Genomic DNA, 18,036 nt, shown 5'->3' with positions numbered 1-18,036 from the left:
CCAATGTCGGAGTCTAATCCGCTCGCATCCAGCGATATCAGCGATAAGAGCGAGAAGAAGAGCGCGAATTCCGCGGGCGTCTTCGCACGGCGGACGGTCGTGGCCGGAGCGGTCTGGTCGGTGCCCGCGGTGATGCTGGCGCAGTCCGCCTCCGCTGTCTCGATCAGCTGCTTCCCGGTGGGGACGGTCTTCCAGGCGGTCGCCCGCGGACGCCTCCTCAGCGGCTTCCTCGGCGGCGTGAACCTCGACACCGTCGCCGGTGTCGCGGGCGTGACGGCGATCGCTCCCGACCAGGGCAATCCGGCCGTCGTGACCGGCGGCGTCAACGCCACGGTGCTGAACGCGATCAACGTGAACGCGACCGGGCTGACCGGCACGCTCTCCTCCCTCCTCACGCTGGCGGCTCCCGCCACCGTCGGCACCCTCAACCAGTACGCGTCGGCGAACACGAACGGCACCGTCCGCGGCGCCTCCGGCGCGATCACGGACGCGGGCCAGCTGGCGCTCGACTCGACGGCGGGGAGCTTCCCCGACTTCGGGACGGTGAACCTCCGGGCGATCCTCGCGGCGTCCGGCGGCGCGGGAGTGGCCGCTCTGCTCACCAACGTGACGGACCTGACCCTGCGGATCGGCGCCCTGACCGGTCGCGCGTCCCTCCAGTCGGCCTGCGTGCCCGGGTCGGACAACCTGCAGCGCGACTACCAGGTCGGCCGCCTGGACCTGGTGCTGACCTCGCCGACGCTGACCGCGATCACGACGGCGATCAACACGCTGCTCGGTGCCGTGGTGAACCTCTCGGGCCTCGGGCTGACGGTCACGGTCGACACCACGTCGGTCCTCGGCGGCAGCATCCCCGGCGGCACGCAGCCGATCCAGGCGCAGCTGTCGACGAACCCCGCGACCATCACGGTCGATCTCTTCTCGCTGCTCGGCGGAGCACCGGGCCAGGGCGCGACCTCGCCCTACGTCAACGGCCTTCCGCCGAACTCGACCCTCTTCGTCGACAACGCCCTGCAGGTGCCGGGCACGGCGGTGGGGAACTTCACCGCCGCGCTCCTCTCCACCCTGACGACCCGGCTCGGGGCCGCCATCCGGGTGAACGGCGTCCCGCTGGTCAGTGCGGGTGTCGTCGGTCTGGGCGTCCAGACGCTGGTGACCACCCTGCTCACCGTCACTCTCCCGCCGCTGCTCACGACGCTGCAGAACGCGGTCCTCACCCCAGTCTTCACCGCGCTGCGGGACGTCATCCAGATCGACGTCAACGCGCAGAACCGCTCGACCAACCCGACCGGGCCCGCCGCCCTCGAGGCGCTCCCCGTCGGCCGCTACGACGTCGCGGCGCTCTACATCCGCGCGGTGGGGCTCGTGAACCTGCTCGACCTGTTCATCGCCCGCGGCTCCGTCGGGCCGAACGTCCGCACGGGCTAGCCGCGCTCGGCGCCGTCAGGCGCCGCGGACCACGAGGCCGTGCTCGACCATCGCGTCGAGCACGGCCTCGACGTGCGCCCGGGGGTCGCCCGCGGGCGGGGCGCCGTGCTCGGCGACGACGGCCCCGGTCAGCGCGTCGACCGTCGCGGGCGTCCCGAGAGCACGCCACAGCACCGGGCCGATCCCGGTGAGCGTCTCGACCCGCTCGTCGAGGAGGCAGCTGACCACTCCGTCGCGCTCGACCCACTCGACGCCGGCGGCGCGCGCGAGCAGGCCCGGGCCGGGCGCCGCCGCATCGGCCTCGGGCGCGTCGGCGACGACCGGCGACGCCTCCCCGAGGCGCTCCAGGAGCGGCAGCACCGTCTCCGCCTCGCGGTAGTGGAGCACCCGGGCCCCGCCGACGGAGTCGAGCAGCCCCGCGAGGTGGTGCAGCGCCGCGGGCAGCCGTGCGAAGTGGCTCAGCTCGGGCAGCAGCACCGAGAGCGCCTCGTCGAAGGCGATCGGCTCGAGCCGGGACTCTGCCGGGCCGGACGGGTCGCGGGCGATCAGGAGCAGGGCGGCCAGGCGCAGCGGAGCGTCCGGCAGCGGCTGCAGGCCCATCGCGGCGGGGGAGCGGTGCCGCTTCCAGTCGCCGCCGTCGAGGAGGGCGACGGGCTTCCGGAACGGCAGCACCCGCCCGTCGCGGCGGACGGCGAGCGTCTCGTCGGTCACGTACCCGTACCGCCGAGCGGCGAGGCTCACGAGGGTCGACTTCCCGGCACCGGGCCGGCCGACGAACGCGACGACGCGGCCGTCGGTCAGGGCGACCGCGGAGGCGTGCACGCTGAGCAGCCGGCCCTCGCAGGCGTCGGCCGCCGCGAGGGTGAGCGCGGCGCCGATGTGCTCGGCGAGGGCGTCCTCGGTCGGCTGCGCGATCACTCCCGGCTCCCCGACCGGCTCGGTCAGCGACACCCGGTACTCGGAGCCCGGGCGATCGGCGTCGTCGTCCACGTCGTTCCACGACTCCTCCACCTCCGTCACGAAGCGGTCGGGGACGGTGTCGTCGAAGGTGAAGCGCACGCCGAGCCCGAAGGGGGCGCGGATCAGCCGGCGGGTCATGTCAGGTCCTGTCCGTCCGTCGGAGGTGGTCCCACGCGAGCGGAGCCGTGCGGGCGCCGCGGCGCAGCCGCCGCCACCAGCCGGCCGCCACGTCGATCCGGCGCGGGCCGATGGCGGGGTCGGCGGCACGCAGGGCGTGGGGGGCGGGGAAGACGGCGCGGGCGAGGAGCAGCGGCCGCTGCCGCCAGCCGGCCGCGCGCACGGCCTGCACCCACCCCGCGGAGGCGTGGGGCGAGCTCGCGTTGATCCGCCACGCCCGCAGCTCGGCCGCGGGCACCTCCCCGGCGCGCGCGCGGATGCCGAGCGCGTCGAGGAAGGGCTGCGCGGTCTGGACGGCGCCGAGCTCCTCCGCCGCCGCCCGGAGCGGAGCGTGCAGCTCCGCGCGGGCGGCCACCGCCTCGACGAGCAGGTCGTAGTCGGAGGGCCGCGTGAGGCGCGGGTCGGTGATCTGCCAGGCGTCGCGGAGCGCGTGCAGCGCCAGCACGAGCGCCGAGTCGGCGACGCTCGCGGTCGCGACCGGACGGCCGGCCAGCTCCACGATCCGGTGCCGGCTCCACAGCGCCTCGAAGGCGTCGCGCGGCGGCACGAGGAATCCCGGCCAGCGCCAGTGCACGTCGATGTCGACCGGCCACGCGGCGTGCCGGTAGGAGCGCGAGTGCTTGGCCGCGAGCGTCGGTCCGTCCGGCCAGGGCCGCTCGGTCCAGCCGTCGGCGGCCAGGAGGGCCAGGATCCGGGGCAGGTCGTCGGGGGCGACCAGCAGGTCGACGTCGCCGGAGGCGCGGGGCGGCCGGAGCCGGTCGGCGGCGGCGGTCGGTCCCTTGAGCACGAGTGCGCGCAGGCCCGCCGCGTCGGCCCGCCGGTGGACGAACGCCGACACCAGCGGCACGGCCTCGTCGGCCCAGAGAACGCCCACGAGCTCCATCCGGTCAGTATTCCAGCGCTCCTGCGGCCCGCGGAGCCCGGCCGGGGGCGGTGGAGCGGAGCGCTCGTCTCGGTGAGGATGGGCCCGCGGGCCGCGGGGGCGCCGCGCGGAGGCGGGCGGGGCGGCGGATGATCCACGGGGGAGCGGGCGGCGCCGGGCGGCCTCCGGTGGCGCTCGCGACCAACAACGGCGACATCGGCGGCGGCGAGGTGATGCTGCTGAGCATCGCGGAGGCGCTCGAGGCGCTCGAGGTCCCGGTCGTGGTCGTCGGCCCCTCGGAGCCGCGTGCGCTCGTCGTCGCCGCCCTCGCCGCCGGCCACCGGGTCGTCGAGCTCGAGGCCGTGGGCAGACCCGCCTGGATGCGCGCGCTGCGGCGCTGGGACGCCTCCTCCCGCGAGGGCGTGCTGTGGTGCAACGGTCTGGTGCCGGCCGTGGCGACGGCAGGGCGTCCGCGGCGGATCGTGCACCTGCACCAGCGCCCGTCCGGCCTGCAGCGGCTGCTCGCGCCCGTCGCCCGCCGCGGCGCCCTGGCGACCCTCGTCCCCTCCCGCTACCTGGCGGGGGTCGTCCCCGGGTCGACCGTGCTGCCGAACTGGAGCCGCCGCGTCGACCTGCCGGAGGCGTGGCCGCGGGAGGACGGGACGACCGTCCTCGGCTTCCTCGGGCGTCCCTCGCTCGCGAAGGGGGTGCGGGTCCTCACCGAGGCGCTGGCGCTGCTGGAGGCCGGGGAACCGGGCGCGTATCGCCTGGTGCTGGCGGGCGAGCCCCGGTTCGTGGCGGAGCGGGAGCGTCGCGAGGTGGAGGCGGCCCTCGCCCCGGTCGCCGCTCTGGTGGACCGGCCGGGGTGGATCCAGCCCGGCGACCTCTTCTCGCGGATCGACCTCCTGGTGGTGCCGTCGGTGCAGCCGGAGTCGTTCGGCCTGGTCGTGACGGAGGCGATGTCGGCCGGCGTCCCCGTGGTGGTGAGCGATGCCGGTGCGCTCCCCGAGGTCGTCGGCCCGTCGATCGACGCCACGTTCCGAGCCGGGGATCCGCGGGCTCTGGCCGAGCTGATCAGAGCCCGGAAGAAGAGAGGACTATCGGAGTCGCGGGAGAGTGATCGTGCCCGCTGGAACGATTCCTACTCCCCGTCCTCCGGGAAGTCGGCTATCGACGGACTTCTGGCGCGAATGGCACTCTCCGGTGATTCCTGATCCTCCCGCCACGGGATCGATCCGCTTTCCGGAGTATGCCGCCAGGAGCATCTCCTCATCTACTCAGAGAAGGACGACGATGACCCCCGAACCGGAAGTCCTGAGAGTGCTCGGACTGTTCCTCAAGCACCCGACCCTGCGCCTGGCTCCGGGCGAGCCCTTCGCCCGCGGGAGGCTGCCGTACCGGGCCGACCTCCTCCGGGACGACTCGACGCGGCTCCTCGTCCCCGGTCACGCGTCTCGGCCCGCGCACGTGAAGCTGCGCGACGTCGTGGAGCACCGCACGGGGCTGAACGTGGACACGCAGCTGCGCGCGCTCCGGGCGGTCCGCTCGGCCGACGCGGTGCTCTGCGTCCTCGAGCCGGAGGCGGGTCTCCCCGCCCTGCTCCGGCGCGCGCGGCTCGGGCCGTACGGCCGCACGCCGCTCGTGGTCCTCTCCTGCTGGTGGGCGGAGGAGCTGCTCACCGGCTCGCCGCAGCGGCGCCGACAGGTGGTCCGGCTGCTCCAGGGCGTGGACCGGATCATCGTGCTCAGCGAGAACCAGCGCGGGGTCTTCGCCCGCCACGGCGTCGACGAGCGGCGGATCGCACCGGTGCTCTTCGGGGTCGACTCCGACTACTACCGGCCCGTTCCGCCGCGTCCGAAGCGGTTCGAGGTGCTCGCCGTCGGTGTCGACCGCGGGCGCGACTTCGACTCGCTGGTCGCCGCCGCCGAGCGCCTGCCGCACCGGCGGTTCGACATCGTGACCACTCCTGCGCGGCGGCCGTCCCGGGCGCTGCCGGCCAACGTCGTCCTGCACGATCCCGTCCCGGTCGGCCGGCACCGCGACAACCTGCGCGACGCCGAGCTCGTCGTCGTCACCAGCCACGACCTCGCCTACCCGACGGGCCAGAGCGTCCTGCTGGAGGCCTCCGGCTGCGGGACCTGCACGGCGGTCACCGCGAGCGCCGCGATGACCGGCTACGTCCGCGACGGCGAGACGTCCTTCGCGCTGCCCCTGCACGACCCGGCGGGGATCGCGGCGGTGCTGGAGGCGGTGCTGAGCGACGACGGGAAGAGGGCCGAGGTCGCCCGCGCGGGCCGGGAGCGGGTGCTGGCCGAGCTGAACGCGCGGCACATGTGGGCGGGCGTCCGCGCGGTACTCCGCGACGCGGTCCGCGAGCGCGGCCGCGCCTGAGCGGCGGTCGGCCGGGGCCGCACCAGGCGAGCTCCGCCCCACCGGGAAGCGCCCGCCGACCGGGACCTGCGCGCCCCGGATCCGCGGATACGCGCCGGATCGGGTGGACGCGGGAGGCGCTACTCCGGCGGCAGAGCGCGGACGCGGGCGGACTGCTCCGCGAGCAGAGCGAGACCCGCGCCGACGACGACGAACGAGATCGGGGCGAAGAACACCTCGCCGAGCTGCGTCGCGCACAGCAGCACCAGGATGCTCGCCGCGCCGACCGCGTGCCCCGGGCGGCTCCCGGCCCCGGCGGCCGTGGTCGCGAAGCCGGCCACGAGCACGGTGCCGACGACGCCGACGAGCAGCACGACGCCGCCCTCGGCCATCAGCGCCAGGTAGGAGTTGTGGAAGAACCAGTCGATCCCGTCGACCCGCGCGGTCGCCTCGCCGAGCCCGGAGCCGGTCCACGGCGAGAGCGCCACCTTGTCGACCGAGGCGTCGAGGATGCGGGCGCGCAGGGCGTCGGAGCCGGCCCGCTCCACCCCGTAGCCGCCGGCCGTCGCCAGGTTCCGCTCGGCCCAGAGGAACAGCAGGACGAGGCCGCCGCCGAGGAGCGCGCGGAAGAGCAGGCGCAGGTACGGCGCCGCGACGAGCCACACGAGCGCGCAGGCGTAGGCCGCCATCGACGTGCGGGAGTCGGTGGCGACGACCGCGGCGGCCCCGAGCGCGAGCACGCCGACCCGCAGCCACAGCCGCGAGCTGAGCGCCGAGACCAGCAGCGCCGCCGCTCCGTAGACGAGACCGGCCACGTTCTTGTCCTGCAGGTAGCCGGTCAGGGCGCCCTGGTAGCTGTCCGGGGCGAGTCCCGCGACGAACAGCACGGCGTTCAGCGACAGCGCCGCGGCGAGTCCTTTGAGCCCCGAGACCACGTCGATCCGCCCGCTCGCGAGGAAGCCCGCGGCGAGCATGACGAGCGCGATGTTCGCCGCCCGGCGCAGGGCGTCGAGGCCGTCGAAGGACGAGCCGGCGAGGACGAAGGCGAGCAGGGCGAGGCACAGCCACGGGTACCAGGCGGCCCGTCCGAGACGGCGGGTGGGCCGCCGGAAGAGGCTGACGAGGACCAGGGCGGCCAGCGCCGTCTGGGCCAGCGGGACGCTCCCCGGGAGGAAGGGGGTGGGGAGCCGGTAGACCAGGAGGCCCATCAGGACGGCATCGAGTATCCGAGCGGAATGTGCTATCGGAAAGGCCTCGTGAACGAGCGGGGAACGCCTCTCGACGACGATCTCTCCCCCTGGCGCGGACATGTCGTCATCCTCGCAGAAAGGGCCTCCCGAGGGGTCGGGGACCGCCTAGGGAAAGGCGCTCCGCATTGCTAGCGTGACCGACACCTCAGCATCGTCGCGCGGCGCATGCGCGGCACGCAGAAAGGTGCGCAGTGACTGTCGTCGATCTCATCGCATTCATCCGGCGGAACTGGCGGACCCTCGTGGGCGCCGTGCTCGTCGGAGCTCTGGCGATGGCCGCCTTCTCGTTCCTCACTCCGAAGGTCTACGAGTCGAGCTCGGCCGGATTTGTGATCGCCGCGAGCGACGGCAGCTCGGCCGATGCGATCAGCGGGTCGCAGACCGCGGTGACCCGGGCGAACGCCTACCTGCCGCTGATCTCGAGCAGCGCCGTCTCCGAGCGGATCGAGGCCGACCCGGAGGCGAACCCCGGCGGAGAGGCCCTGAGCGGCCGCCTCACCGCGAGGGTCGCTCCGGGCAGCACCCTGATCGAGGTCACCGCCGCGGCCGGGACCGCGCAGAACGCCGCAGCCCTGGCCAACGGGGCGCTCGCGGCGCTGGCGGCCGTCATCACCGACATCGAGACGCAGTCCACCGCCGACCGCACACCGCAGATCACCGTCGTCCCGCTCGAGAACGCGGAGCCGCCCGCCGCCCCGACGAGCCCCGACTGGGTGCGGAACATCCTGCTCGGCGCCCTGGGCGGCCTGGTGCTCGGCTTCGGTCTCGCCTTCCTCCGCCGGGCCCTCGACATCCGCGTGCGGACCGTCGACGACCTCACCGAGCTCTTCGGCGTCGGCGTCCTCGGGCGCATCCCCAAGGCCGGACGCCCGGGCCGGACCGGCGGCCGCCGCGGCACCGACGCGCTCACCGCGGAGGCGTTCCGCTCGCTCCGGACGGGCCTGCGCTTCTCCAGCGTCGACGAGGAGACGCGCAGCGTCGTGATCACCAGCGCCAACCAGGCCGAGGGCAAGTCCACGATCGCCGCCGGACTGGCCCGCGTCACCGCGGAGTCCGGGCAGCGCACCCTCCTGGTCGACGCGGACCTCCGCCGGCCCTCCGTGGCGCGGATGCTGGACATCGACGGCGCCATCGGCCTCAGCGAGGTCCTCAGCCACCAGATCCCTGTGGACGACGCGATCCGCCCCACCGGTACCGCGGGCCTCTACGCCCTCCCGGCCGGGCACATCCCGCCGAACCCGTCCGAGATGCTCGGCTCCGAGGCGATGCGCGCCCTGGTCGCGCGCCTCTCGAAGGACTACTTCGTCATCATCGACGCGCCGCCCGTGCTGCCCGTCACCGACGCCTCCATCGTCGCGACCGTCGTCGACGGCGTCGTCTTCGTCGTCGCTTCGAACCAGACGCACCGGCCCGAGGTGGTCGCCGCCCGGCGGATCGTCCAGCAGGTCCGCGCCCGCGTGCTCGGCACCGTGCTCAACATGGTCACCGCCCGCGACGGCGACACCGGGTACTACTACTACGACCGCAAGAACGCGTACTACGCCGAGCCGCAGCCGGCGACGGGGCGCAAGCGCGCGGCGGCGGCACCGCGCCGGTCCGAGCTCGCCCCGGTGGAGTCGCGGGCCCTGCCTCCGCAGACGTCCCGCCGGGCGGCTCGATGAGCGGGCGCCTGCTCCTGCTCTGCCATGCGAACGTGGCCCGGTCGCCCTCGGCCGAGCTGATCGCGGCGCGCCTGCTCGGCGCCGGCTCCGACTGGCGGGTCGAGAGCGCGGGAACGCACGCGGAGGCCGGCCGCGGGATCGACCCCGAGCTCAGCGATGCGCTGCGGGCCCGCGGACTCTCCACGGCCGGGCACCGCGCGCGCCAGGCCGACGGCCGGATGCTCGCCGGCACCGATCCCGTGCTGGTGTTCGAGGCGGGCCAGCGGGAGTGGGTCACCCGCCACTTCCCGGCCGCCGCGCGCCGCACCACCACGGTCCGCCGGGCGGCGCGGCTGGCGGGAGCCGCCCCCGGCGTCCCGCTCCTGCGGCTGCTCGCCGACGACACCGCCCCCTACGGCGCCGAGGACGACTTCGCCGACCCGTTCGGGCGCGGACCGGACGTCGCCGCGGCGGCCGTCGAGGACATCGACGCCCTGCTCCGGGTGATCCTCCCCGCTCTCGGCGCTCTGCCCGTCGGCGCGGAGCCCCCGGCCGCCACCGTCCGGAGCACCCGCCGCTCGCTCCGCCGGGACCGCGCCGCCGAGACGGTCGCGAGGTGACCGCCGAGGGGGTGAGCGTCGTGATCCCGCACTACGGCGACCCCGCGCCCGCGCTCGCCCTCGTCGAGCGGCTCCGCAGCCAGGAGTCGCCCCCCGCCCTCGAGATCGTCGTCGTCGACGACGCCTCCCCGGTCCCGTTCCCGGCCGGGATCGACGGAGTGGAGGTCGTGCGGCGCGAGCGGAACGGCGGCTTCGGCGCCGCGGTGAACACGGGCGCCGCCCGGGCGCGCCACCCGCTGCTCCTGGTGCTCAACAGCGACCTCGTCGTCGGGCCCTCCTTCCTCCGCGACCTGCTCGAGGCGGGACGGCCGTGGCTGCCCGCGGTCGTCGCTCCGGACCTCGTCGACGCGGGCGGGGAGCGGCAGTGGGTCGGCCGGCGCTTCCCGCGGCCGCACCACTACGTCGTGGAGTGGCTCACTCCGCTCGCGCGCTGGCGACCGCGGCTGCACGCGGCCGTCGGCCACGACACCCGGTGCGCCCCGGGCGCGACGGTGCCGGTGGACTGGGTGGTGGGCGCCGTGATGCTGCTGCCGGTGGCCGAGTTCCGCGCGGTCGGCGGGTTCGACGAGTCCTTCCACATGAACTGCGAGGAGGTCGACCTCCAGCGCCGGCTGCGCGAGCGCGGCGTGCCCTCGGTCTTCGCCGGCTCCGTCGTCGCCGAGCACACGGGAGGCGGCTCCTCCGACCCCGCGCGCCGGCTGATCTGGCTGGTCGCCTCGCGCCTGCGCTACGCCCGCAAGTGGGGCGGGCGCCCCGCCGCCCTCGCCGCGGCCCTGCGCGCCGCCTCCGCCGTGAACCTCGCCGCCAACGCGGTGCGTGCCGCCGCCGGCAGCGACGTGCGCCCGCTGACCGTCCTCCGGCGCGAGCTCCGGCTCGTCGCCGCCGCCGAGGCGGCGTCCCGGTGAGCGGGCCCGTGCTCGTGGTGAGCCCGGTCTTCCACGGCTACTGGGAGGCGCTCGAATCGGCGCTGGCCCACCTGGGCGACGACGTGGTCGTCCACCGCTACGACGCCGCGACCGGGCTGGGCCACGTGCGCGACGCCCTCGGCCACCGGCTCCCCGGGGGCCGGCTCCGGCGCTCGTCCATGCGCGCCGAGACCGACCGCGCGATCGCGGCGCTGCGGGCCGTCCGGCCCCGTGCCGTCCTCGTGGTGAAGGGCGACTCCCTCGGCGACGCCTGGTGGGAGGAGATCGGCCGCGCCGGCGTCCCCGTGGTGCTCTGGCTCTACGACGAGCTCCGCAACATGGGGCACCCCGTCGACCGCCTGCGCTCCCTCGCCGGGGAGGCGGTGTCGATCGTCAGCTACTCCGCCGCCGACGTCGCCGAGCTCGCCCGCGCGGGGGTTCCGGCCGGGCACCTGCCCGACGCCTTCGACTCCCTCCTCTCCTTCCGCCCCCGCCCCTCCGCCGCGGTGACCTTCGTCGGCGCCCGCTACCCCGAGCGCGAGCGCGTGCTGCGGGAGCTCGCGGCCGGCGGGGTCGCGGTCGAGGCGTACGGGCGGCAGTGGTCGCGGCACCCCTGGGACGTGGCGCGCACCGGCCGCTGGCGCTCGGCCGGCGTCCCCGCCCGCCGCGACGTCCCGCGGGCGGGCTACTACGGAGTGATGGCCGGCTCGACCGCGACCCTGGCGCTGCACGGCGCGGGCCACGGCGGGCTCTCGATGCGCGCCTTCGAGGCGCCGGGCGTCGGGGCGCTGACCCTGATCGACCGCCCCGAGGTGGCGGAGTTCTACGAGGTGGGCAGCGAGGTGCTCGTCTTCGAGGAGCGGGACCAGCTCGTCGAGCACGTGCGGCGGGCGGGCGCGGACCCCTCCTGGGCGCGGCGCATCCGCGAGGCGGGCGCGCGCCGCACCGGCGCCGAGCACACCTTCGTGCACCGGATGCGGGAGGTGAGGGCCCTGTGGCGCTGACGCACCCGACCGACCTGGAGGCCTGGCGCCGCTGGCAGCGCGGCCGCGACCCGCTGCGCACCGCCCGGGCGGCGCTGCGGCGCTCCGAGCCGACCCGCCTGGTGCTGCACGTGCGCGGCGACCGGCCCGCCGTCCTGCTCGCGGTGGAGGCGTCGACGGCGAGCGCCCTCGCCTCGACCGCGGCCTCGCTCGCTCCTCTCGGCGGGGCTCCCGCGGCGGTCCTCGCTCCCTCCGGAGCCGGCGACGCGCTGTCCGGGCTGCTGCCGGGCCGCTGGAGGGCGCACCCGGTCGACCCGGAGGCGGACCCGCCCGCCGAGCTGCGGAGCCTCCGCGCCGTGATCGCCACCGGCCACTTCCTCGCGGCGGGAGCGGCCGCCCACCGCTGGTCCGGAATCCTCGGCGCCCGCTTCCTGGTCGTGCAGCACGGCCTGCTCACCCCCTCCGCCCCGCCGCTCCCGCCCGGAGCGACGCTGCTGGCGTTCTCAGAGGAGGACGCGACCTTCTGGACCTCCGGCCGCAGCGACGTGGAGACCGAGGTCGTCGGCAGCCAGCTGCTCTGGACCGCGTCGCGCCGCCCGCGCCCCGAGCGGCTCGAGGAGCGGCCCCTGTTCCTCGGCCAGCTGCACGGCGCGGAGCTGCCCCGGCGGACGGCCGCGGCCACCGCCTCCCGCTTCTGCCGCGAGGCGGGCGCCGACTACCGCCCCCACCCCGCCGAGGCCGACCGCCGCTCGCGCTGGCAGCACGCGCGGTGGGAGCGCCGCGGCATCCGGGTGCTCCGCGGCGGCGACCTCGCCGCGCAGGCCCGGCCGGTCGCCTCGATCTTCTCGACCGGGGTCCTCGAGGCCGCGGCCGCCGGGATCCCCGCGTGGGTCGTCTGCGAGGACCCGCCCGCCTGGGTGCTCGAGTTCTGGAGCCGGTACCGGCTCGCGCGCTGGGGCGGGCAGACGCCGACCGCGGCTCCGCCCGTCCCGTCCGTCGAGCCGGCCGTCGCCGTCGCCCGCCGGGCACTCGCCATCGCCGAAGGAGGCACCCCGTGACCGTTCTCTGCGTCATCCCCGTGCGCGGGGGCTCGAAGGGCGTCCCGCGCAAGAACGCCCGCCCCGTCGCGGGCCGCCCGCTGGTGGTCTGGAGCATCGAGCAGGCGCTCGCCGCCGGTCTCGACGTGCTCGTGTCGACCGACGACCCCGAGCTGGCCGCGATCGCGGAGGGGGCGGGAGCGGACGTGCCGTTCCTCCGGCCCGCCGAGCTGGCGCGCGACGAGACGGCGACCGAGCCCGTCGTGCTCCACGCGATCGAGCACCGGGCCGCGCTGGGGCGCCGCCCGGACGCGGTGATGCTCCTCCAGGCGACCTCGCCGATCCGGCTCCCGGGCACCCTCGCCCGCGCGCTCGAGCAGTTCGCCTCGACGGGGGTCGACTCGCTGGTGGGCGTCGTCCCGCAGACGCCGTTCCTCTGGCGGCTGCAGGAGGGCGCCTCCGTGCCGCAGTACGACGTCACGGCCCGGCCGCGGCGCCAGGACCTCGCCGAGGCCGACTTCTTCTACCGCGAGACCGGGTCCCTCTACCTCACCCGCACCGAGGTCTACGAGCGCGAGCGCAACCGGATCGGCGGCCGGGTCGGCCTGTTCGTCATGGACGAGGCGGAGGGCGGGGACATCGACACCGAGGCGGATCTCGCGGTGGTCGAGCAGACCCTCCTCGGCCTGTCGGCGGGAGGCGGCGCATGATCATCGACCGGCACCTCGCCCCGTTCATCGTCTTCGCCGAGGACCCGGTGCTCGCCGCGCTGGCCAAGATCAACGCGAACAAGCAGCGGATCGTCTTCTGCGTCGACGGGCACGGGATCCTCCGCGGGTCGGTGTCCGACGGCGACTTCCGCCGCTGGGTCATCGCGAACCCGACGGCCTCCCTCGACGTCCCGGCCCTCGCCGTCGCGAACACCGCCGTCCGCACGGCGGGAGCGGACGAGCCGGCCACCGCGATCGCCGCCCGGCTCGGCCGCGACGGGATCAGCCACCTCCCGCTCGTCGACGACCGCGGGCACCTCGTCGCGATCGCGGTCGAGGGCGATCGGGCGCTGCGGATCGGCCGCCACGAGGTGGGCGACGGCCACCCGGCCTTCCTGATCGCGGAGATCGGCAACAACCACAACGGCTCGGTCGATCTGGCGCGGCGGCTGGTCGACCTCGCGGTCGAGGCGGGAGCCGACGCGGTGAAGTTCCAGCTGCGCGACCTCGACTCTCTCTACCGGCGCGCCGGCGGGGCCACCGCGGGGGAGGACCTCGGCGCCCAGTACACGATCGACCTCCTGCGCCGCTTCTCGTTGCCCGCCGAGCCGCTCCTCCGGGTCTTCGACCACGCGGCCGAGGCCGGGATCGACGTCCTCTGCACCCCGTGGGACGCCCCGAGCGTGCAGGCGCTCGTCGACTACGGGATCCCGGGCCTCAAGATCGCCTCGGCGGACCTCACCAACCACGGGCTGATCGAGGACGCCGGCACCCGGGGACTGCCCCTGCTGCTCAGCACCGGGATGTCCCGCGAGTCCGAGATCCTCGAGTCGGTCGCGCTGCTGCGCTCGCTCGGCACCTCCTTCGCCCTGCTGCACACCCAGTCGACGTACCCGGCGCCCTACCGCGACCTCAACCTCGCCTACCTCGACCGGCTCGCCGAGATCGGCGGCGGCGTCGTCGGCTACTCCGGCCACGAGCGGGGCTGGCACGTCCCCGTCGCCGCGGTCGCCCGCGGGGCCCGCATCGTCGAGAAGCACTTCACGGTCGACCGGGGGATGGAGGGCAACGACCACACGGTATCCCTGCTCCCGGACGAGTTCCGCCGCATGGTCGGCGAGATCCGCGACATCGAGGACTCGCTCGGCACGCGCGACGCCCGATCGGTCTCGACGGGGGAGTCGATGAACCGCGTCTCGCTCGCGAAGTCGCTGGTCGCCTCCCGCGACCTCTCGATCGGGGACGTGGTGCGCGCCGCCGACGTCGTCGTCCGCAGCCCCGGCCGGGGCCTCCAGCCCAACGAGCTGCCGCAGCTGCTCGGCCGCGCGCTCCACCGCGACGTCGAGGAGGGCGGGTTCTTCTTCGCCGGCGACCTGCGCGAGAGCACGCCGTCCGGTCGGCCGTTCCGGTTCCGCCGCCCCTGGGGTCTGCCGGTGCGGTACCACGACCACGCGGCGCTCGCCGCGGAGTCGAACGCCGACTTCCTCGAGTTCCACTTCTCGTACCGCGACCTGGAGATCGAGCCGGACGACGTGTTCACCCGCCGCCTCGACTCCGGCTTCACCACCCACCTGCCGGACCTGTTCGCGGGCGACTTCCTCGTCGACCTCGCCTCCTTCGACGACGACGTGTGGGAGCGCTCGATCGCGGAGGTGCAGCGCACCGTCGAGACCACCCGGAGCCTCGCGCGCTGGTTCCGCCAGGAGGAGGACCCGATGATGGTCGTCACGATGGGCGGCTTCACCCGGCACGCGCACGTGGCTCCGGATCAGCGCGCTCCCCTCTACGAGCGCGTCGCCGACGCCCTCGAGCGGATCGACGCGAGCGGCGTCCGCGTGCTGGCGCAGACCCTCCCGCCCTACCCGTGGCTCATGGGCGGGCAGCAGTTCCACAACCTCTTCGTGGACCCGCGCGACACCGCCGAGTTCGCGGCCGCGACCGGCACGCCGCTCTGCCTCGACGCCTCGCACACCAAGCTCGCGGCGAACCACCTCGGGCTCGCCTTCTCGGAGGCGGTGGCGCTGCTCGCTCCGCTCAGCGCGCACCTGCACCTCGTCGATGCGACGGGTGTCGACGGCGAGGGGGTGCAGATCGGCGAGGGCGAGATCGACTGGCCGGACTTCGCGGCGTCGCTCGACGAGCTGGCGCCCGGGGTGCCGTTCATCCCCGAGATCTGGCAGGGGCACGTCAACAGCGGCGAGGGCTTCTGGACCGCGCTCGAGCGGCTGGAGGAGTGGCTGTGACCCCGCTCGCGCTCTGGGCGGTGCCGGTCGGCGAGTTCGGCGGGGTGGCCCGCCACGTCCTCGACGCCGCCCGGCACGGGATCCCCGGCCACCGGCTCGTCGTGCTCTGCCCGGAGGGAGCGCTCGCCGAGCGGCTGCGGGAGCAGGGCTCGGCCGTGACGACCGGGCGCTTCGGAGTGTCCGCCGGTGCCGCCGCCTCCGTGGCGACCCTGCGCGCGACCGCGGCGGCTCTCCGCCCGGCGGTCGTCCACTCCCACCTCGCCCACGCCGACCTCGTGACCGCGGCGACCCCGCTGCCCCGCGGGGTCCGCCGCGTCACGACGGAGCACGGCATCGCCGGGCCCGACGTCTACCACCGCACCGCCCTGCGGGCGCGGACGACCGCGGCGGCGCACCACGCGCGGCTGCGGTCCTTCGACGGCGCGATCGCCGTCTCGGAGGCCACCCGCCGCACCATGATCGAGAAGTGGCGGCCGAGCCTGCCGGTGCAGGTCGTGCTGAACGGCGTCGACGCCGCGCCCCGCGACCGCGAGCCGGGGGAGCCGGGCTCCCTCCGGGTCCTCTCGCTCGCGCGCCTGGCGCCGGAGAAGCGCCTGGACGCGCTGCTCGAGGCCTTCGCGGTGCTGCGCCGGCGCGTCCCCGGCGCCACGCTGACCGTCGCCGGCGAGGGACCGCTCGACGGCGCCCTGCGCGCCCGGGCCGAGCGGCTCGGCCTCGGCGACGCCGTGTCGTTCCCCGGCTTCGCCGATCCGGAGGCGGCGCTCGCCGCGGCGGACGTCGTCGCCCAGCTCTCGGTCTGGGAGAACTGCTCCTACACGCTGCTCGACGCGGCCGCCCGCGGGATCGGCGTGGTCGCCTCCGCGGTGGGCGGGAACCCCGAGATCGTCGAGCGGGACTCGCTGGTCGACGCCGACGACCCGGAGGCGGTGGCCGCGGCGCTGGAGCGGCAGGCGTCGAGGGCCGCGGCTCCTCGCGCCGTGCGGGACGTCGCCGCCATGTGCGGCGGGATCGCCGCCGTGTACGAGGGGGTGGCGGCGTGAGCGGCGGGTCCCTGCGGCCGGGGCTGCGCACCCTCCTCTCGCTGGCCGGCGCCGCCTCTCCGGGCTGGATCACCGCCGCCGTCGCGGGCTCCCTCGCGCTCGCGGTCCTCGACACCCTGGGCGTCGCCGCGATGGTGCCGCTCATGGCGCTGCTCACCGGGACCGACACCACCACGGGCGCGCTCGGCGTCCTCTCCGGCGTCCTCGGCTCGACGGACGTCCAGACCCTCCTCCCGATCATCGCCGGCTTCGTCGCGGTCGTCTTCGTGCTCAAGAGCGCCGGGACGATCGTCTTCCGGTGGTGGCTGCTCGGCCGCACCACGCGGATATCGGCCGACGCTGCGACGGAGCTGCTCCGGCGGTACGTCCTCGCGCCCTACGCCGTCCACCGCTCCCGGCGCCTCGCCGAGGTGTACCGAACCATCAACGACGCCAGCGCGCAGGCGGCCGGCGTGCTCCTCGGCGTGATCGGCATCGCCTCCGACCTGCTGGTGCTCGTCGCGATCGTGGCGATCCTGCTGGTCGCCTCGCCGGTCGCGACCCTGTTCGCGGCCGTCTTCTTCGCGGTGCTGCTCGGCGGCGTCCAGGCGCTCCTGCGGCGGCGGCAGGGCCGGATCGGCGAGGAGATGGCGGAGGCCGCGCTGGAGTCGTGGCAGTTCCTGCTCCCCTCGCTCGACGGGTTCCGCGAGGCGCGCCTGACCTCGAGCGCGGCGAGCCTGGTCGCCGGCTTCAGCGGGGCCAAGCGCCGCAGCGCCCAGGCTCTGCGCTCCCTCTCGCTCGTCTCGGAGCTGCCGAAGTACCTGCTCGAGATCGGCTTCGTCGTCGCCGTCGTGGGCGTCTCGGGGATCCTCGTCGCCACCGGCTCCGGCGCCGAGGCGCTCTCCGTCCTGGGCGTCTTCGCGGCCGCCTCCCTCCGCGCCCTGCCGACGCTCAACCGCGTCTCGGCCACGTTCGCGATCGTGCGCAGCGGGCAGGCGGGGCTGCGGATCGTCTCCGAGGCGGCCGAGGAGCTCGCCTCCGAGGGGGCGCACGACGAGACGCCCGGGCCGGGCGGCCGCTACTCCGGCGACATCGCGCTCGAGCACGTCACGTACCGCTACGCCGACTCCGACGTGGACGTGGTGCGGGACGTCTCGCTGGTGATCCAGCGGAACGCCACGACCGCCTTCGTCGGATCCAGCGGCGCCGGCAAGAGCACCCTCCTCGACCTGGTCCTCGGCCTGCTCCCGCCCACGAGCGGCCGGATCCTCTGCGGTGGGCGGCCGATCGACGAGGACCCGGCGGCCTGGTACGCGGGGCTCGGCGTGGTGCCGCAGGACGTGTTCCTCCTGGACGCGACGGTCGCCGCGAACGTCGCCTTCGGGGTGCCGGCGGCCGAGGTCGACCACGAGCGCGTGCGCGAGGTGCTGCGGACGGCGCAGCTCGAGGAGTTCGTCGGCGGGCTGCCGCAGGGTCTGGACACCCGCGTGGGCGAGCGCGGCGTCCGCCTCTCCGGCGGCCAGCGCCAGCGGCTCGGCCTCGCCCGGGCGCTGTACCGGCGCCCCTCCGTCCTCGTCCTCGACGAGGCGACGTCGGCGCTCGACAACCGCACGGAGCACGAGATCTCGCGGGCCGTCGCCGAGCTGCACGGCAGCATGACCGTCCTCGTGGTCGCCCACCGGCTCTCGACCGTGCGCGGCGCCGACCGGCTGCTCTTCCTCGACGGCGGCCGGATCGAGGGGGCCGGCACCTTCGAGGAGGTGCGGGCCGCGCACCCCGGCTTCGCCCAGCTCGTGGCGCTCGGAGAGCTCTCGTGAGCGGGGGAGGCCCGC

General features: G+C 75.5%; 15 protein-coding genes. 12 read left to right on the top strand and 3 right to left on the bottom strand.

The genetic code is table 11. The features are described 5' to 3' along the window. Positions 1-3: 3 nt before the first annotated feature. Positions 4-1,428: a choice-of-anchor G family protein gene (locus C5C95_RS13490; protein ID WP_146087088.1), complete on the top strand. Its 1,425-nt coding sequence runs from the start codon at positions 4-6 to the stop codon at positions 1,426-1,428. 15 nt (positions 1,429-1,443) lie between these two features. Here the strand turns inward: C5C95_RS13490 and C5C95_RS13485 are convergent, their stop codons facing one another. Beyond that, positions 1,444-2,526, bottom strand: coding sequence for a PqqD family protein (locus tag C5C95_RS13485; protein WP_104324641.1), 1,083 nt, complete (start codon positions 2,524-2,526; stop codon positions 1,444-1,446). 1 nt (position 2,527) lies between these two features. Then, positions 2,528-3,448, bottom strand: a complete 921-nt coding sequence (locus tag C5C95_RS13480; RefSeq protein ID WP_104248013.1) for a nucleotidyltransferase family protein — start codon at positions 3,446-3,448, stop codon at positions 2,528-2,530. Between the two features lie 128 nt (positions 3,449-3,576). Between C5C95_RS13480 and C5C95_RS13475 the strand changes: the two genes are divergently transcribed. Both C5C95_RS13475 and C5C95_RS13470 read left to right on the top strand, forming a co-directional pair. Beyond that, a complete protein-coding gene (locus C5C95_RS13475; RefSeq protein ID WP_104324640.1) occupies positions 3,577-4,641 on the top strand; it encodes a glycosyltransferase family 4 protein in 1,065 nt (354 codons plus the stop codon). 79 nt (positions 4,642-4,720) lie between these two features. Continuing rightward, a complete protein-coding gene (locus C5C95_RS13470; protein WP_104324639.1) occupies positions 4,721-5,818 on the top strand; it encodes a glycosyltransferase family 4 protein in 1,098 nt (365 codons plus the stop codon). Positions 5,819-5,937: 119 nt separating this feature from the next. On the opposite strand, the gene C5C95_RS13465 is transcribed toward C5C95_RS13470, so the two are convergent. Continuing rightward, the gene (locus C5C95_RS13465; RefSeq protein WP_104247946.1) at positions 5,938-7,005 is read right to left on the bottom strand and encodes an O-antigen ligase family protein; all 1,068 of its coding nucleotides are present in this window, start codon (positions 7,003-7,005) and stop codon (positions 5,938-5,940) included. A gap of 233 nt (positions 7,006-7,238) precedes the next feature. Between C5C95_RS13465 and C5C95_RS13460 the strand changes: the two genes are divergently transcribed. The 9 genes from C5C95_RS13460 to C5C95_RS13420 are packed head-to-tail and all read left to right on the top strand — an operon-like array spanning position 7,239 to position 18,021. Continuing rightward, positions 7,239-8,708, top strand: a complete 1,470-nt coding sequence (locus C5C95_RS13460; RefSeq protein ID WP_104247947.1) for a polysaccharide biosynthesis tyrosine autokinase — start codon at positions 7,239-7,241, stop codon at positions 8,706-8,708. Next, positions 8,705-9,307, top strand: a complete 603-nt coding sequence (locus C5C95_RS13455) for a hypothetical protein (protein ID WP_104224517.1) — start codon at positions 8,705-8,707, stop codon at positions 9,305-9,307. Before C5C95_RS13460 ends, C5C95_RS13455 begins: the two co-directional genes overlap by 4 nt. Next, entirely contained in the window at positions 9,304-10,212 is a 909-nt protein-coding gene (locus C5C95_RS13450) for a glycosyltransferase family 2 protein (RefSeq protein WP_104324638.1), read from the top strand. The genes C5C95_RS13455 and C5C95_RS13450 overlap by 4 nt, the downstream gene beginning before the upstream one ends. Next, the gene (locus C5C95_RS13445) at positions 10,209-11,216 is read left to right on the top strand and encodes a glycosyltransferase (protein ID WP_104324637.1); all 1,008 of its coding nucleotides are present in this window, start codon (positions 10,209-10,211) and stop codon (positions 11,214-11,216) included. Before C5C95_RS13450 ends, C5C95_RS13445 begins: the two co-directional genes overlap by 4 nt. Continuing rightward, a complete protein-coding gene (locus C5C95_RS13440; protein ID WP_104324636.1) occupies positions 11,207-12,253 on the top strand; it encodes a hypothetical protein in 1,047 nt (348 codons plus the stop codon). The genes C5C95_RS13445 and C5C95_RS13440 overlap by 10 nt, the downstream gene beginning before the upstream one ends. Continuing rightward, entirely contained in the window at positions 12,250-12,942 is a 693-nt protein-coding gene (locus C5C95_RS13435; RefSeq protein WP_104273571.1) for a cytidylyltransferase domain-containing protein, read from the top strand. The genes C5C95_RS13440 and C5C95_RS13435 overlap by 4 nt, the downstream gene beginning before the upstream one ends. Next, on the top strand, positions 12,939-15,185 hold the full coding sequence (locus tag C5C95_RS13430) for an N-acetylneuraminate synthase family protein (RefSeq protein ID WP_104324635.1): 2,247 nt from the start codon (positions 12,939-12,941) through the stop codon (positions 15,183-15,185). The genes C5C95_RS13435 and C5C95_RS13430 overlap by 4 nt, the downstream gene beginning before the upstream one ends. Beyond that, positions 15,182-16,225 (top strand): glycosyltransferase family 4 protein, encoded by a 1,044-nt coding sequence (locus C5C95_RS13425; protein ID WP_104324634.1) that lies wholly within the window; start codon positions 15,182-15,184, stop codon positions 16,223-16,225. Before C5C95_RS13430 ends, C5C95_RS13425 begins: the two co-directional genes overlap by 4 nt. Then, positions 16,222-18,021, top strand: coding sequence for an ABC transporter ATP-binding protein (locus C5C95_RS13420; RefSeq protein ID WP_104224510.1), 1,800 nt, complete (start codon positions 16,222-16,224; stop codon positions 18,019-18,021). Before C5C95_RS13425 ends, C5C95_RS13420 begins: the two co-directional genes overlap by 4 nt. Positions 18,022-18,036 lie beyond the last annotated feature (15 nt).

The sequence above is a fragment of the Rathayibacter sp. AY1B7 genome (genome assembly GCF_002932735.1).
In the GTDB taxonomy this organism is placed as follows: Bacteria; Actinomycetota; Actinomycetes; order Actinomycetales; family Microbacteriaceae; genus Rathayibacter.
This window is presented reverse-complemented; position numbering and strand designations above follow the sequence as displayed.